Origin of the sequence: Halalkalibacter hemicellulosilyticusJCM 9152 (genome assembly GCF_000513115.1) — a bacterium.
GTDB lineage: Bacteria > Bacillota > Bacilli > Bacillales > Bacillaceae_D > Halalkalibacter > Halalkalibacter hemicellulosilyticus.
The window spans coordinates 123,027-137,746 of record NZ_BAUU01000007.1 but is presented as its reverse complement, the minus strand read 5'-3'; the positions used below and the strand labels follow the sequence as shown (position 1 = coordinate 137,746).

Below are 14,720 nucleotides of genomic sequence, written 5' to 3'. Positions count from 1 at the left end.
TAATGGAACAGTGGTTGAATCAACTAACGGAAGAAGGATTTTTACTTGGTATTCTAACAATATTAGGTCAAATGGTTTTAGCAATTCTAGCCTTTCTAATCGCTCGCTCAATTGGTAAGCGACTAATTACGAGTGCGTTTACGAAAATGCAATCGGAAAAGGACATGAGTGTCGGCAGAGTCAAAACGTTAGAAAAACTAAGTGTCAATGCTTTTTCATATGTACTCATTTTCATTTTCATCACAATCATTATTAGTATTTTTGGTCTTGATGCTACTGGATTAATTGCCGGTGCTGGTGTTATCGGTTTAGCGATTGGTTTTGGTGCTCAAGGACTTGTTAGTGATGTCGTCACAGGATTTTTTATCCTGTTAGAAAAGCAAATTGACGTAGGAGATTATGTGACAGCAGGTGGAATAGATGGTATTGTTGAAGAGGTTGGACTTCGTAATACGCAAATGAGAGGATTTGATGGAACTCTTCATTACATACCTAACCGTGAAATCGGAAGTGTCAGCAATCATTCACGTGGAAATATGAGAGCGTTAGTTGATATTAGCATTTCTTACGATGAGAATATTGATGAAGCGATTGCCATCATGCAATCTGCTTGCGACAAGGTAGCAAATGAAGATGAGACGATCGTAGAAGGACCTGATGTCATCGGAGTACAAGGGCTCGGTGATTCAGATGTTGTTATTCGTATAATCGCCAAAACAGAAAACATGCTTCAATGGGCAGTGGAAAGAAAATTACGAAAAGCCATTAAAGAAGCACTTGATGCGAACAACATCGAAATTCCATTTCCACATCAAGTTTATATCGAAAAGAACCATTAACTTGTATGGGTATTTGCAGGCTAATTTGCGTTTCACTCGATTTTCTGTAAGAGGAAAATCGTCAGTAGAAAACGAATGGGTCTTGCGCTAATGGCAGTGAATGTAAGTAAATTCACTGCCCAACTACTAAGGTAGTAGAAGAACTTACTCGCAAAATAGAAAAAGATGAATTTGAGCGAACTCAAATTCATCTTTTTCATTATTTAAAGCTATTTATAGCCCATCCTCATTATCGTACTATTGATTCACTCGTTGCTCAATTTGTTGGCAAATCTCTTGAGCTGTTAACCCATGAGCATTTATAACAGAACCTTGTGTAACAGCATCCTGAATCCCCATCATATTTTGATCCTGACCGGTAATGACACAACAATCACAGCCAGCCGCATCCTGTTCTTGTTTCAAAGGTACTACATCATATCCCTTTGCTTGCAATTCTTGTTGAACATCTGTTAATGACTGTTCTACACCTATTTTCGCCATAGCTATCCCTCCAGAATAGTTTTGAATTGATCATCATTACTATCCCCCGTTTATGGAAAGCTATTCAATTACCCTACATCCAAGCTTCATTCATCTTCTATACAAAAAGTCGATAATCGCCTTTACAGCAAAAGGAATAGCCTTTTCATTTGGTTCAAGCTTAGCATCGTGTAAACCATAAGGTGTATCAACGCCTAACCAAAACATGAATCCAGGAATTTCCTCTAAGAAATAACCAAAGTCTTCACCCGTCATCGCTTCTGAACAGATAATAACATTAATGTCTTCTTTTGTTTTTAACCATTCTATAAATGGTTCCGTTACTTTCGGATCATTGTAAACTTGGCAATAGTTCGCCCCATAATTAATCGTAGCTTCGCATTCAAAGCCAGTTTCAATTCCTTGAACAAGATTCTCTATTCGCTGTTTGATACGTGTCATCGTTTCAATCGAGCGTGTCCGAATAGTACCTTCAATTACGGCTTGTTCAGCGATAATATTTTGCTTCGTTCCCCCTTTAATGACTCCAATAGTGACAACCCCAGCGTCAAGTGGATCGACATTACGTGCGACAATTGATTGCAACTGCGTCACTAAATGACTAGCTGAAACAACCATATCATTAGCCGAATGCGGATAAGCAGCGTGTCCACCTTTCCCTTTTAATGTAATAAATAACTCTGATGTATTAGCAAATAATAGACCGGGCTTTATGGCAATCGAGCCAACTGGATATTCTGGAGCTATATGCAAAGCAACAATTGAATCAGGCTTCCATTTCGTTAATTGTGGTAGTTTGAGCATATCTTGAGCAGCGCCAGGACCTTCTTCTGCCGGCTGGAAAATGAATAATAAATTACTTGAAGGTTGCTCAAATGCAGCATGAGCTAAAACACCGAAAGCAATGGTCATATGAAAGTCATGTCCACACGCATGCATCTGTCCTGAATGTTTTGACTTAAAATCATAACTAGTCTGCTCTTCAATCGGTAATCCATCCATATCCGCACGGTAGGCAATCGTTTTGTCATTATTTAAACCATTCACATAAACAAAAATACCTGTTTTCCACGTTTCAACTGTTAAGTGACTTTGTGGCAACCTCTTTATTCTTTCAAGCAAATACGCTTGTGTTTTGATTTCTTGAAATCCAAGCTCAGGTATTTGATGTAACTCTCTTCGAATTTGGATTAATTCTTGCTCACTTAGCATCATCACATTCCCCTTATACGTAGAAGTTCGTATTCAAACTCTTTTATAAAATGTTCCACTTCTACTTTCGTTAAAGTCATCGGTGGTAATAATCGTATAATCGTTTGCTGAGTGACATCAACCATTAAACCTTTACCTAATAAATTCTTTTGGATCGTTTTCACTTCAGACGCAGATAATGAGAGAACAATCCCTATCATCATTCCTTTCCCACGAATGTCATTAATGATTCATCGTTTCGATCCTTTAAAGACTGGAGTTGATCATGGAGCTCATCAGCTACCTTCTTCCCTTTCTCCATTTGGCCTTGGTCGATTAACACTTCAATCACCGCATTTCCAAGCGCTGAGCTTAAAGGAGCTGGAGCGAAGGTCGTTCCATGATCTCCAGGCTGTAATAAGTCCGTATGAGGATCAGCCACAATTACTCCTCCTAGTGGCAAACCACCACCCATTCCTTTTGCAAATAGAATAACATCAGGAGTAATCCTTGCATGCACATAAGCAAAGAACGTTCCCGTTCTTCCTACTCCTGTTTGAATTTCATCCATACAGCAAAGCGCTTGATGCTTCTTGCACAGTTGCTCAATATGCTGTAAATATTCTGCCGTTAAAGTCACAATTCCACCTGAGCCTAGTACAGGTTCGACAATAACAGCAGCTGGTCGTTCTGTTTCAAAAACGTTTGATAACGCCTCACAATCATTTGGCTCTACTTCGTATACAGGCATTGAAGTAACAGGAAAATCTTGATATACACCTTGCTGCCTAGTGAGCTTCAGAGCACCTAACGTTCTCCCGTGGAAGCTTCTTTTCAGAACAACTACACCATTCCTCTCAAAATTTTGCTTCTTTGACCATTTATGAATAAGCTTCAAAGCTGCTTCAGTCGCCTCCGCTCCTGAATTAGTGAAGAAAACTTTCCCTTCTATCGATAATTCAATTAAATTTTCAGCTAATGTAATGGCAGGCTTATTATAAAAATAATTAGAAATGTGCATAAAACGCCCCGCTTGTTCTTGTAAAGCCTTTAAAACGGTTGGATGAGAATGCCCTAAAATATTTACAGCTAGTCCAGTAAATAAATCTAAATATTTTTTGTTTTCTTCGTCATAAACATAGTTTCCTTCACCACGGTTAATGACGATTGGAAGGCGTCCATACGTTGACATGATCGCCTGTTGATCTCGTTCTATCCAATTCGTAGACAACTATATACCCTTCTTTCTAAATAGCATTGTGTTACTAAAATTTTGTACCTGTATGAAAAGAGCTTTGTCGAATTCGACAAAGCTACTTTCATCACAACCATCTTAATCATCTTCATTCAAGCGTCGAAGCTCTTGCTTAATTTCAGTCTTCCCTTTAGTCTTTTCGTCGATTTCCTTAATAACACGAGCTGGCGTCCCTGCAACAACTGTATTTGGTGGGACATCTTCTGTTACGATTGCTCCAGCTGCAACAACAGCACCTTTCCCAACTGTTACTCCCTCTAAAATGACACAATTAGCACCAACAACTACATCATCTTCAACAACTACAGGCTTGGCAGAAGGTGGTTCAATTACTCCTGCTAACACAGAGCCAGCCCCAATATGACAATTGTTCCCCACAGTAGCTCGTCCACCCATGACTACATTCATATCGATCATCGTACCTTCACCAATCACAGAACCGATATTAATGCTTGCTCCCATCATGATAACAGCATTTTTGCCAATTTCTACTTGGTCTCGGATAATAGCACCTGGCTCAATACGAGCATGAATGTTTTTCATGTCAAGAAGTGGAATCGCAGAATTACGGCGATCATTTTCAACGACTACATCTTCTATAAGTTGTTCATTTTCTTTTAAAGCAGATTCAATTTGGCTCCATTCACCGAATAAAACCCCAACATTCCCCGTTACGAAAGCCTTCGTGTCTGCCCCAAAATCAATTGAATCTAATTGACCTTTAATATGTACCTTAACAGGTGTTTTCTTTTCACTTTGTGAGATAAATTGAATAATCTCATTTGCGTCCATCATTTTCATTTTCAAATCCTCCTGTAATAACAATCTCTTCATAATGATAATGATTTACTATCAAAAATGCAATCATAACCCTTAAAAAAGTATACATTTATGAACAGACCTCTAGTAACACACTACATTTACGCTCATAACAAGAAAAGAGCCTCGATAAGGCTCTTATAATCTTTGACACTCATTTAGTCACATGAGTTTATTTCCTATAATACTTCTCGTAACCAAACAAACTCTATGACATCATCTTTAGATTTTGCTTCAAACATTAACTCATAATCATCTAGATCATAGCTAAACATCCAATACCCATCCATCTGATTCATTTCACTTATATCAGGTGTTCCAAGAGCTTTTTTCAACTCTTTTTCTGTTAATGCTTCCTCTTCAATTTGCAAAGCAATCGCTACGCTTCTTTGCGTTTCAGGATTTATAAAAAACGTTACTCGTTCAAATTGCAAATATACTCCACCTTCATAATAACCCGTTTCAATTGGCTCTCCTTCACGTTCAGTGATCTCTTCAAATGTTTCACCAAGCCGGTCATTGGTCGGAGCAAAGATGCCACTATAGCCTTTTTCTATCCAATCGAACGTTACAGATTCAGATTCATGCCGCTCAGCTATTTCCCTTTCAACAGAATCATAATTTATCTTAACGGCCGCATTTGCATGTTGGTTTACTTCTCCCGCTACTTGTCCACAGCCAGTTAGTAACATTAGTAGGACAGCCATGGAAACAATCATTTTCCCTCTCATTTTCATTCACCTCTATAAATAGGCTATTATTAATAACCATTCTTGTACTATTCTCTTATATATGTATCCATTCCCAGGTTTATACGTGAATAAACAAGATTTTAATTATTTTTGTTTAGGAAAATGCGGTAGCTTCTTTTCTAGAAGCGTTGCACAGAGCCGTTACAGCGGTATTAAAACTTTATACATTCTTTAGCTTTCATTCGAACAATATACGAATGTAGCAGAAGAGGAAGCGCAACAGCCTTTCGAATGCCTCGTTATATTTGTTCGTATTCACATTTATAGTCTCTCACAATGTAATTAATGTTTGTGCTTGGTTTTTTTACGTTTCGGTTCTACTTCCAACCTGAAGGCACGTAGCATACCAACACTCATAATTAACAAAATAATCGTGAGTGGAAAGGCGCTTACAATGATTGCTGTTTGAAGGGCATTTAATCCTCCAGTAGCCATAAGAACGACAGCAGAAGCGGCTAAAATAATCCCCCACGAAATTTTGATAAAAGTCGGTGGCTCAATTTGCCCGTCTGTTGTTTGCATACCTAAAACAAATGTCGCAGAGTCTGCGGATGTAATAAAGAAAGTCGTAATTAAAAGCACCGTTACGATGGAAAGTAATCCCCCGCCTGGCAGCTGTTCATATACAAAGAATAAAGCCGTCTCCAAGCTTTTACTTGACACATCAAAACCCTCAATTAAGTCCAAGTAAATACCCGTACCTCCAAACATGGCAAACCAAAATGCACATACAAGTGTCGGTACAATTAGGACTGCAATCGTAAACTCACGTACGGTACGCCCTCTTGATACACGCGCGATAAACATCCCTACAAAAGGAGACCACGAAATCCACCAAGCCCAATAAAAAATAGTCCATCCTTGAGTCCACGCTGCTCGTTCCTCATTGAAAGGTGAGAGACGTAAACCCATTTGCGGTAAATATTGCACATACTCACCTAAAGTATGGGTAAATAAATTTAGCAAAAACAAGGTAGGTCCAACAATAACCATGATCATTAATAACAAAACAGCAAGCACCATGTTCGTATTACTTAAATAGCGAATTCCTTTTTTAATACCTGTACTAGCAGAAATAATAAATAACACGGTAATAACTCCAATAATAATTAGTTGAATCGTAAACGAAACAGGAATGTCCATTAAATAATTAAGTCCAGCATTAATCTGTTGCGCCCCTAGCCCTAAAGATGCACATACTCCAAACAAGGTCGCAAATACAGCAAATATATCTACTGTATACCCAAGCGGTCCCCTCACGTGATTTCCAAAAACAGGTCTTAACGTCGCACTCATTAATCCAGGCGCATCCTTACGAAACTTAAAAAAAGCTAAAGACAGAGCAACAACTGCATAAATAGCCCACGCATGAAAGCCCCAATGCAAATACGTATACCTTAAACTTAATAGTGCAGCATCTTGTGTTCCTCCTTCACCCATTGGTGGTGCTGCAAAGTGAGAAATCGGCTCGGAAACACCATAAAATAATAAACCAATCCCCATACCCGCACTAAATAACATCGCAAACCATGTAGGTCGACTAAACTCAGGCTTATCAGTATCTTTTCCTAACTTGATTTTACCGTATCGACTAAAAATTAATGCAAGAGCAAAAATTAAAAAAAACGAAGCGGTTAAATTGTAAAACCAACCAAAAGCATGAAGAAAAAAAGCTTGCGCATCATTCATAATTCGTTCTAATTGATTCGGAAAAAAAGCCCCCCACAACACAAAAACAAGAGCAACAACAATCGATATTTTATACGTAGCGGTTAAATTTCTCATGATGACATGACTCCTATACGACTAATATTCACAAAGACGTTGAATAAGTTTGGTTTTTATTTTTTTCGACGTTCTTAAGTAGACTTCATACGAGTCGGTTTCCGGTATCAGGCGAGCAACAAGTAAAAACCATCACTAATAAAAATCAAGGGCATTGAAAAAGTTGATTTTTACTTTCGTTAGTGGTCTCACATTCATTCATCTTTTAGCATTTACTAAATCATTGTAATTATGAAATGAACTTAACATTAACGGTATCCACTTACCTTTTCTATAATTTCATTTCCAAAGTGATATCTTATACATTGTCGAGGACGGGAAGATGAAATCAATGTCTACCACTAGTAACAGACGAAATAACGTAAAACGCCTTTGAGAAATGATTCTCAAAGGCGTTTTTACGGAGTGGATAGATGACAAAGAAGTGAGCATTTCTGGAAATGGAACGTGTAACAAGAGAGACACCGAAGACGTCCCTGATAAAACTTTTTAGAATTTTATGCTTTCTATAAGAGCCACCTCTCTCATCATACTTTCTTACGTGAACTCTATCCTTCCGTACGAACGTCATCCGGCTTTTCCATATAAATACTTCGTGTGGGGAAAGCAACTGAGACCCCTTCCTCCTTCAAAATACTCATTATTTTAAAGTTGATGTCTTCCTTCGTGGCAAACCATTCGAGCCAAACGATTGATTTGGTAAAAAAATAAATATAAATATCTAAGCTAGAATCGCTAAATTCATTAAAGCGAACAATAATTAATTCCTTATCAACCTCTTCATGATCGTATAAAAGTTGCTCAATTTTTTTACACAACGTTCGAGCTTTTCTCTAGAAGTAGAATATGTAACCCCTAAATTAAAGGTAATCCGACGTTTCCCCATTTGTGACCAATTCGTAATCGGTTCATTCGCTAATGTTGAGTTCGGAACGGTAATAACAGAATCTGCAAAAGTCCGAATACGTGTACTTCTAAACGTAATGTCCTCAACAATTCCTTCAACGGTCGGAGTCTGAATCCATTCACCTTTCTTAAACGGTTTCTCTGTAATGATCACGACACCACCGAAAAAGTTTCCAACTGTATCTTGAGCCGCTAATGCAAAGGCCAGTCCTCCTAATCCGAGCCCTGCAATAAATCCACTAATATCGAAGCCCCACTCACTAATAACGACGATGATAATTAGTGCTAAGACACCTGCTTGTAATACCTTAGATATAAACGGGATGAGCATACTATCTTCATCATCTTCTATTTTGCTAATCGCTTTTATAAGGGACAAAGAGTGTGAAGACGTGTAATTAAATAATCCCCAGCCAACTAAGATAATGATAATCGAGCGATAAACATGTGCAACGAATTCAATCGTTGTAATATTAAAAGGCAAATAGACGAGCGCTAAATATGTACCTAAAACCGCCCAAAACACTCTTAATGGCTGCTCAAATGAAAGTAGCAAATTCGAAAACACCGCGGTTGGCGTCTTTTTTAGCAACGCTAGTATTAACCTGAAAATATACTTTGTAAATAATTTACGAAAAAGCAAAAAAACTAAGAAAATAAATAAAGCAATCCCGATATCATACCATTCAATTCGATTTAACGAATTAACGAAAGCATTCCAATGAAATTCCACGATAACTCCCACCTTAACCATCATTCCAATACACTCAAATCCATCTGAGCGTGTTCATCCCATTTTATCATAGATCATTTGATGGAAAAATGGATAACCTACCTTTCGTTAAATTGCCATATTCAGTCATATATATAAAGTGAGATCAATGTAATCGATCTCACTCTTTATAGCACTTCTATTCATTTGCTTTTTCATCTCTTTCCACAACTTGCTCGATTAAAGAGCCAATATCACTTTTTTCATTCACATCAGAACGATTCGAATTACTTTTTGATTGATTCATGATGTCATCAACTTCTTCTTTCCATTCCTCTCCAAGCTCTAATAAAGTACGTGACAAAGATGGATACGCTTTTTTCGCTCTGTTCATAACTTGCTTTCCCGTATCAGTTGTAAACATCATGACACTAGCAGCACCTACTACACCACCAATGATCGAACTCGTAATTAACCCTTTATTTGAACGCTTTTGGAACATATAAGATCCTCCCTTCGTTATTTATCCTTCTTTTTAATTAATTTTGCTTCATTCTTATTTTCAATCGTACCCTCTGTTAATGTATCTGAAACTTGCTCATGAGTGACAGCTATGCCCTTTTCAGTTTCATTTTCACTTTTATAATAACTTGGTTGATATGATTTGGTTGCCATTTCCTCTACACGTTGCTTGTCTGTTTTATCCAACATCATCAACTCCTTTCTAGCATTAGTATTGACGAAATAGAGTTAATTATGTAAGAAAAGCACTCAGCGCTATTTCTTGAATCCACTTCTATTTCCCTTGATTAGTTCCGAGCAACTTGTCCGTTCAAATAATATAAAAAAGGTATAACCAAATCATCGATTCGTTTGGTCATACCATTGACATTTTTTTATTGTTCATGTTCATCATTGTCCTTTTGCAGCAATAATTCAATTCTCGTATGCGCTTGATCCAAAAAAGCTTCATACGTACCAACAGGCATTTTTAGTTGCTCAGCTGCAATCACCGTCACCGATGAGCTTGAAGGATATATACCAATTTGCTTAGCCATTTCCACCATTCGGTACTCCTCGTATACATTACGCAAAAATTGTGGCAACAGTCGACTAGCATTTTGCCTTTCTAAATCATAAATCGTTTTATATACAAGAATACGAAACTCATCTTGATCTAGATCTTTCCAATCCATCGAAGAATCATTAAACATTCTCATCTCCTCATTTCTTCTCACTCATATTATTATTGTACTAATTGATTCATTGTTGGTCGAATAATTTGCTTAATCGATCACGTGTACCCAAGGTCGATCATGCTTCCACGTTATATCTACTGATAGGTTGTATGCTTCAGTTAACGTTGCTTTAGTTAGCACGTCACGTTTTTCTCCAGCTGCAACAACCTTTCCATCGCGTAATAATAATACATGTGTAAATGCTGAAATCATTTCTTCGATATGATGTGTGACATAAATCATCGTCGGACCTCCTTTATCATTGGCAAATTGCTTAAGCATTGAAAGGAGCTGTTCTTTTGCATATAAATCCAATCCATTGCAAGGCTCATCTAATATTAATATGTCTGGGTTTGCCATTAATGCTCTGCCGATTAACACACGCCTCTTCTCCCCTTGAGATAGCTTATAAAAGTACCTAGTCTTCAAATGTGAAATTCCTAATGTTTCAACGATGTCACTTGCTCTTAACTTATCTTCCATTGTTGATTTTTCATACAACCCAATTGAAGCGTACTTTCCGCTAATAACAACATCTAATACATCATCTAATCGATTGGCTACTTGCTGATCTAATGATGCGCTAACCCAACCAATTGATTTACGCAATTCTGGAATATTTACTTTTCCATACTCGTGACCTAATACACAAACGTTCCCTTTTGATGGCCAAAGGTATCCTGTAATCATGTTTAAAAGTGACGTTTTACCAGAACCATTTAAACCTAGAATAACCCAATGTTGATTTCGTTGAACGAGCCATGTGATTTCATTTAAAATCATACGATTTTCTTGTCTCCAACTCACTTTTTCTAACGAAACAATCGTTTCTGACATACATGCCTACCCCTTCTTGTTAAGGGTACCAAAAAAGTTTCAAATGAAACTTTTTTGGTACCCTTGTTCTTCATATGTATATTCGACAACGTTCTAGTCATTTCCTTTAAGAAAAACGCGTTAGCGTCTCAGACTGTAGACAAAACGCCTTTGAGAAATGATTCTCAAAGGCGTTTCTACGTTATTTCGTCTGTTTTTTTGTTGATGACACTCGACCTTTTTGCCAAACTTTCGCTTATTGGCATTTGCTTTAACGTGAGTAGAATTTATAAATGCCACCTCTCGATTCACGAAACCCTTGTCCATTGTGTATCGTAGAATGCGCTAAACGATCTGTTCAACGACATCACTATCCTTAAATCGGCGAGCGTCATTCTATCCAAATGTAGAAAAGCGAGGAATCTCCCCCTCAAACCCAAACACTAAAACCTAAAAACAACGATATCCCACATTAGTTTCAATCTCTTTGATCGCCTGGCGCATCGCCCGAATACTGGTACTAGCTTTTCAATCCAGACCATCTCGATTCCAATTTTTTAGACGTCATTGTCCATTCACCCCTGTCCATTTTATTATAGAAAAAAACAGACATCTGTCTCTGTTAAAGGAGGCAAATTCCCTTTTTTTCACTAGAAAAAACGGAAGGGGATGGGAGGGCCGCACCCTGACTACTAATTAAAAAAACTGTCGACAAGCTGAAACGCGTTAGCGACTTTTCTTAATTGCGTTGTGCAGAGCCGTTACAACGTGTTCAGTTGTGCTGGCTGAAAGTGGGATTCTTTCAGCACAACCCGTAACGAGCGAAGCCAACGTCCTTCTTTGAATGATCGCGCTAACTTCTTCGGTTTTTTTCACATTTCCTTCCTCAAAATTTATACATTCTTATCCTTTTTAAAAAAAGGCTGTCCCATAAGGTATGTTTAGCACCTTTTGGGACAGCCCTTTAACGATCTTCAACAATAATGTAATATGCACGAATGGGGCCATGAACACCTACGACTAAGTTCATCTCAATATCAGCACTATTACTAGGTCCAGAAATAAAGTTCACACACGACGGAACATATCCCTTTTCTTGTTGCATATTGTGCAGCAATTCAGTTGCTTGTGTCATTCTTGGTACAATCGTACTTTTAGGAATAATCGCAACATAATACGTCGGTAACAAGCTAACAGATCGACCTTTTCCTTGATCACTTAATAATACAACCGTTCCTGATTCAGCTAGCGTAATATCAGAAAATGTAATCCCTATGTGAGCTTGCTCAGCAATTTGAACATTTTTTTGACCAAGCTCAGGGTCCCATCTATGCACAGAAGACGTAGCATCATTCAAATAATCCGTTAAACCATATTCATCAAATCGTGGATCATCCCAGTAAACGATTGATTCTCCTTGTAATTCGTTAATAATTCCATTAAGACTCTCGTTTAATTGTCGCTGTTGTATTTGAATCACATCCGTATGAATGTGTGCACAGTGAGCTTTTAAACGTTCAACTAATTGATCCTGGTTCTCTCCTTTGAACACATCATACTGCGGCTGCTTACGCCATTTCGGACGATTTACCTCCTGTTGAATCCGATTTCTCCCAAGACTTTTGGCAATATTGTTTAAAAAGCGCTCTTTATGGTGAACAGTGCCTTTAACCATTATTCGTGTCCTCCTTTCTTCCGCTCTTTAAACCATTTCTTAAATGATTGTTTACTCGGTTCAGGAAAATCACGTATATCGGTCCACGGTTTTATCGGTCCTGGTCCTTTGGAAATCTTCCCTTCCTTTGTAAAAGGACTCATCATTAAAGGAGCTGTTTTTGTAGCTGAATTAAAAATCGCTGGGTTACTTGCTGCTAATGAGAACCCTCTCATCGCAAGTTTTTCACCAAATCCTCCTTTGTTTTGCTCTTCAACAAAATTACGACGGTGCTTGATTAACAAATCATGAAGCGGAATTTTAACAGGACAAGCCTCCGTACAAGCAGCACACAAGCTCGATGCATAGGGCAACTCTTTGTAATCGTCGTAACCACCTAATAATGGTGAAAGAACAGCTCCAATTGGTCCAGGATAAATAGAACCATACGAATGTCCTCCAACATGACGATAAATCGGGCAAACGTTTATACAAGCAGCACAACGGATACATTGTAAGACAGACTGAAATTCTGTCCCTAATATATTCGAACGTCCATTATCAACGACGACAAGGTGGAATTCCTCTGGCCCATCTACATCTCCCTCTTCTTTTGGACCTGTTAAACCTGTAATATAGCTTGTCAGCTTTTGTCCAACAGCGCTTCGACAAAGCATACTAACCAAAATGTCTAGCTCTTCCCACGTTGGAACAATTCGCTCCATACCCATTACCGTAATTTGTGTTTTCGGTAATGTCGTTGCAAGTCTAGCATTTCCTTCATTTGTCACAAGAGAAATCGCGCCTGATTCTGCCACAGCAAAGTTGCAGCCAGTTATGCCAATGTCAGCATGAATAAAATCTTGTCTCAATTGCTCACGGGCAAATAAAGCTAACTCTTCAGGCTTCGATGATTTCGTATATTGTAGCTTTTCATGAAACGTATCACGAATTTGCTCTTTATTCTTATGAAGCGCAGGTGCAACGATATGTGAAGGTGGATCATGGTCATCAATTTGCAAAATGTATTCACCTAAATCAGATTCAATCACTTCACAGCCGAGATTCTCAAGTGCTTCATTCATATTAATTTCTTCCGTGACCATCGACTTCGATTTAATAATTTTTTTCGCCTCTTTTTCCTTTACAACATTTGATATATACTCATTTGCATCTTCTGCTGTCTCCGCAAAAAAAACATTCCCACCGCGACTTACAATATTATCTGCCAACTGTTCCAAATAATAATCCAAATGCTCAAGTGTATGCTGGCGGATTTCCTCAGACAATTCACGCCAGTCCTCCCAGTTCCCTAACTCCTCTTGTGCCGCTAATTTTCGACCCTTTAAACGATCTTGCGCAGAAACCATCGCCTTGCGCATAAAGTCATTATTAATCCCTTTATCAACACGCTCAAAAAATGGGTCGTCGCTGATTTTCATGGCCATTGTAATCCCCTCCTTTACGAGCGAGTATTTAGTACTTCTGCAATATGCATCACTTTGATTGGTTTACCTTGACGGTTAATTCTTCCACCAATGTTCATTAAACAACCACAATCCGCTCCTACTAATACTTCCGCATCTGTCTCTTCAATGTGTTCAATTTTTTCATTGACCATTTGTTCAGAGATTGGCACCATTTTGACAGAGAATGTGCCACCAAAGCCACAGCACGTTTCTTTATTAGGTAACGACGTAAATTCAAGTCCTTTGACACGATTTAGCAATTTTATAGGTGTATCCTTCACCCCTAATAGTCGTGTCATATGGCAAGATGTATGATACGTTACCTTCTTAGGAAAAACAGCACCCAAATCCTCTATTCCTAACACGTTTACAATAAATTGAGTAAATTCAAACGTCTTCTTTGCTAATGATTCAGCACGCATTTTCCATTCTGGTTCTTCATTAAATAAATGTGGGTATTCATGTATCATCGCACCACACGATCCTGAAGGAATCACAACATAATCGGCTTCCTCAAACGTACGAATCGTATGTTTAGCAACCTCGCTCGTTTCTTTATGATAACCACTATTATAAGCAGGCTGCCCACAACATGTTTGTTGCTGAGGAACATCGACTTCACAACCATTTCGCTCTAACAATTCAACAACATGCTTTCCTACATTCGGATAAAACACATCTGCTAGACAGGTGATATATAAGGAAACCTTCATCCTCATCCCTCATTTCTATTAACATCATTTCTATTTTAACAAATATTAGTTATTCGTGTTTACTCGTGACAACCACTACGCGGTTTTC

15 protein-coding genes and 2 pseudogenes are annotated in these 14,720 nt (G+C 38.2%); 1 reads left to right on the top strand and 16 read right to left on the bottom strand.

What is annotated here, in order from left to right; translation table 11 throughout:
- Positions 1-2 precede the first annotated feature (2 nt).
- Positions 3-839 carry a mechanosensitive ion channel family protein gene (locus tag JCM9152_RS05815; RefSeq protein WP_035341954.1) on the top strand — a complete coding sequence of 279 codons (837 nt, stop codon included), beginning with the start codon at positions 3-5 and terminating at the stop codon, positions 837-839.
- 237 nt (positions 840-1,076) lie between these two features.
- On the opposite strand, the gene JCM9152_RS05810 is transcribed toward JCM9152_RS05815, so the two are convergent.
- The 16 genes and pseudogenes from JCM9152_RS05810 to JCM9152_RS05745 all read right to left on the bottom strand — a co-directional run bounded on the left by JCM9152_RS05810 (position 1,077) and on the right by JCM9152_RS05745 (position 14,632).
- A complete protein-coding gene (locus tag JCM9152_RS05810; protein ID WP_035341951.1) occupies positions 1,077-1,322 on the bottom strand; it encodes a YkuS family protein in 246 nt (81 codons plus the stop codon).
- A 90-nt stretch (positions 1,323-1,412) separates the two neighbouring features.
- The gene (locus JCM9152_RS05805; protein WP_035342030.1) at positions 1,413-2,534 is read right to left on the bottom strand and encodes an N-acetyldiaminopimelate deacetylase; all 1,122 of its coding nucleotides are present in this window, start codon (positions 2,532-2,534) and stop codon (positions 1,413-1,415) included.
- Positions 2,535-2,536: 2 nt separating this feature from the next.
- Positions 2,537-3,705 (bottom strand): annotated as a pseudogene (locus tag JCM9152_RS05800) (aspartate aminotransferase family protein).
- A 141-nt stretch (positions 3,706-3,846) separates the two neighbouring features.
- Positions 3,847-4,569 (bottom strand): 2,3,4,5-tetrahydropyridine-2,6-dicarboxylate N-acetyltransferase, encoded by a 723-nt coding sequence (gene dapD, locus JCM9152_RS05795; protein WP_035341948.1) that lies wholly within the window; start codon positions 4,567-4,569, stop codon positions 3,847-3,849.
- 197 nt (positions 4,570-4,766) lie between these two features.
- The gene (locus tag JCM9152_RS05790) at positions 4,767-5,318 is read right to left on the bottom strand and encodes a DUF4309 domain-containing protein (RefSeq protein ID WP_035341945.1); all 552 of its coding nucleotides are present in this window, start codon (positions 5,316-5,318) and stop codon (positions 4,767-4,769) included.
- 303 nt (positions 5,319-5,621) lie between these two features.
- Complete coding sequence (locus JCM9152_RS05785) at positions 5,622-7,124, bottom strand: glycine betaine uptake BCCT transporter (RefSeq protein ID WP_035341943.1); 1,503 nt, start codon at positions 7,122-7,124, stop codon at positions 5,622-5,624.
- Positions 7,125-7,672: 548 nt separating this feature from the next.
- Complete coding sequence (locus tag JCM9152_RS23980) at positions 7,673-7,942, bottom strand: mechanosensitive ion channel domain-containing protein (RefSeq protein WP_052015645.1); 270 nt, start codon at positions 7,940-7,942, stop codon at positions 7,673-7,675.
- Positions 7,885-8,763 carry a mechanosensitive ion channel family protein gene (locus tag JCM9152_RS23975; protein ID WP_052015643.1) on the bottom strand — a complete coding sequence of 293 codons (879 nt, stop codon included), beginning with the start codon at positions 8,761-8,763 and terminating at the stop codon, positions 7,885-7,887. The genes JCM9152_RS23980 and JCM9152_RS23975 overlap by 58 nt, the downstream gene beginning before the upstream one ends.
- 178 nt (positions 8,764-8,941) lie before the next feature.
- Complete coding sequence (locus JCM9152_RS05775; RefSeq protein ID WP_035341941.1) at positions 8,942-9,244, bottom strand: YtxH domain-containing protein; 303 nt, start codon at positions 9,242-9,244, stop codon at positions 8,942-8,944.
- Positions 9,245-9,261: 17 nt separating this feature from the next.
- Complete coding sequence (locus tag JCM9152_RS05770; protein WP_235715633.1) at positions 9,262-9,450, bottom strand: YozQ family protein; 189 nt, start codon at positions 9,448-9,450, stop codon at positions 9,262-9,264.
- Positions 9,451-9,638: 188 nt separating this feature from the next.
- Complete coding sequence (locus JCM9152_RS05765) at positions 9,639-9,956, bottom strand: hypothetical protein (protein WP_035341937.1); 318 nt, start codon at positions 9,954-9,956, stop codon at positions 9,639-9,641.
- 72 nt (positions 9,957-10,028) lie between these two features.
- Positions 10,029-10,817: an ABC transporter ATP-binding protein gene (locus JCM9152_RS05760; RefSeq protein ID WP_035341935.1), complete on the bottom strand. Its 789-nt coding sequence runs from the start codon at positions 10,815-10,817 to the stop codon at positions 10,029-10,031.
- A 213-nt stretch (positions 10,818-11,030) separates the two neighbouring features.
- Positions 11,031-11,309, bottom strand: a pseudogene (locus tag JCM9152_RS21780) (transposase); the annotation flags it as partial.
- A 451-nt stretch (positions 11,310-11,760) separates the two neighbouring features.
- The gene (locus JCM9152_RS05755) at positions 11,761-12,471 is read right to left on the bottom strand and encodes a LutC/YkgG family protein (protein ID WP_035341933.1); all 711 of its coding nucleotides are present in this window, start codon (positions 12,469-12,471) and stop codon (positions 11,761-11,763) included.
- The gene (locus tag JCM9152_RS05750) at positions 12,471-13,898 is read right to left on the bottom strand and encodes a LutB/LldF family L-lactate oxidation iron-sulfur protein (protein WP_035341931.1); all 1,428 of its coding nucleotides are present in this window, start codon (positions 13,896-13,898) and stop codon (positions 12,471-12,473) included. The genes JCM9152_RS05755 and JCM9152_RS05750 overlap by 1 nt, the downstream gene beginning before the upstream one ends.
- A gap of 14 nt (positions 13,899-13,912) precedes the next feature.
- A complete protein-coding gene (locus JCM9152_RS05745) occupies positions 13,913-14,632 on the bottom strand; it encodes a (Fe-S)-binding protein (RefSeq protein WP_035341929.1) in 720 nt (239 codons plus the stop codon).
- Positions 14,633-14,720 lie beyond the last annotated feature (88 nt).